Origin of the sequence: Streptococcus sp. 45 (genome assembly GCF_900108865.1) — a bacterium.
Taxonomy (GTDB): domain Bacteria; phylum Bacillota; class Bacilli; order Lactobacillales; family Streptococcaceae; genus Streptococcus; species Streptococcus ruminicola.
The window spans coordinates 1-1577 of sequence record NZ_FNXZ01000013.1 but is presented as its reverse complement, the minus strand read 5'-3'; the positions used below and the strand labels follow the sequence as shown (position 1 = coordinate 1577).

1 protein-coding gene and 1 pseudogene are annotated in these 1577 nt (G+C 40.0%); both read right to left on the bottom strand.

The genetic code is table 11. The features are described 5' to 3' along the window. Positions 1 to 229: 229 nt before the first annotated feature. A complete protein-coding gene (locus BMX18_RS09255) occupies positions 230 to 652 on the bottom strand; it encodes a hypothetical protein (RefSeq protein WP_093816127.1) in 423 nt (140 codons plus the stop codon). Continuing rightward, a pseudogene (locus tag BMX18_RS09515) lies at positions 634 to 1577 on the bottom strand (hypothetical protein); the annotation flags it as partial. The pseudogene BMX18_RS09515 and the gene BMX18_RS09255, both read right to left, overlap by 19 nt.

Genomic DNA, 1577 nt, shown 5'->3' with positions numbered 1-1577 from the left:
CCTTCAAAGAAATTGGCGTCTAAGTCTGCTTGACTTTGTAACCAGGCCACCACGGGATGCTGTTTAGCCCAATTAGCTTTGGCTTCTTTTTCAGCTTGTTCTTGCTCTTTTATCTATTTATTGACTGACTTAATCCCCTTAGCAAAGCTAGTGTCATTGTAAGGGAAAATAATATATGGAAAGAGACGCAAAATGCGTCTCAAAATTTAATAAAAATAAGAAATTTAGTTTATTTTAAAGGTGATGTGTAATTCTCAGGAAGTTTACCATACGACGCAATGTATTTTTCCTCGGCTATCGGAATGAGATGTTTTAATTCTTCAAGTGAAAAAATCTCTCTACTATTCGGATTTGATATTAAGGTCATAGGATGTTTCTTTATTTTTTCTTTCCTGTGTTTTACTTTCTCTTCCTCAGTTAGTGGCCAAGCATCGTTTTGCAACTTAAAGTGAATTTCAGAAGGAGTCTTTTGACCACTATCAAGCAGTTGAAAAAGTTCATCTGATAATTCATAGACGACGAGTTGGGGAGCAATACCTCCCTCTTCTGTGACAAAATAATACTGTCCGTTATGACGCCAAATAGTTTGACCATATCCTTCGATTTCCTCAAATTGACTAACATCTTCCCATCTTAATTGGCTATGTTCCATGTAATATCTCCTTCTTTAATACTAATATTTTTCATTACGCCTTCAAGCATATCACCTGGATAAGTTCGTCCTCCTGGACGCCACCAGCTATTTGCTCCATCTTCGTTTCCGCTTGGTATAGAAATTCCCTTTTGAGCCACAGTTTCTGATGAAGCATCTAAACGATAGAGCGGTTGATTTCCAAGATAGCCATCATCAAATCCTAAAATAATTTCATAACGTCGGTTGTCTCCATTAGCAACTTCTTGAATAATGTCTGCGTGTTCTTGGGGTAGCCAAAAGCTATTTCCATCTTTCCCACCGATAATTCCATCTTGGTAGGAGGTGCTAGGTTCAAAAACTTGAAATCTACTAGCTCCATTACTAAATTGCTGTTTATGTTGAGCAATTGAATCTGCAGTTAAATAATCTTCCACAGGTTGTCTATTTCCCTTGGCATCAGATAAAATTTCCTCTGCACTCCAACCATCTTGATATTCCACTTTCGGAGCATTTTCAGATATTTCAAGTAGTTTAACTCGACCTTCAGGCTCAATTCCCGCCTCAGCATACTTATTCCACTGGACATACTTTTGAGCATCTTCGGCGGACATTAGTTTCTCGAATGATAAAGCATTTCCAACCTTCACCCCATCTTCAACTTTACCAACGGTTGAGGCGACGTCACCGGCTTCGGCGAGTTTGGCAAGGTTGCCTGCTTCTTCGACGTATTTGAGTTTGCCAACGGCAGCAGGGCCGACAAGTGTGGCGACATCGAAGAGGTAGCCACCGATTTTATAGTCATCCCCTGTTTTAATAGCGGATGCCAAGTCGATTCCAACTTTTTCACAAGTTTTAGCAACAGCATTCCAAGCATCTGCATCAAGAGCTATTAGTCTAGTGCCAAACTCACTGGCAGCCATCACATTGTTCCAAGCACCAGTCA

Bases quoted from the DNA above. Each gene is read 5' to 3' on its own strand.
- BMX18_RS09255 (WP_093816127.1), bottom strand. From the start codon at position 652: ATGGAACATAGCCAATTAAGATGGGAAGATGTTAGTCAATTTGAGGAA.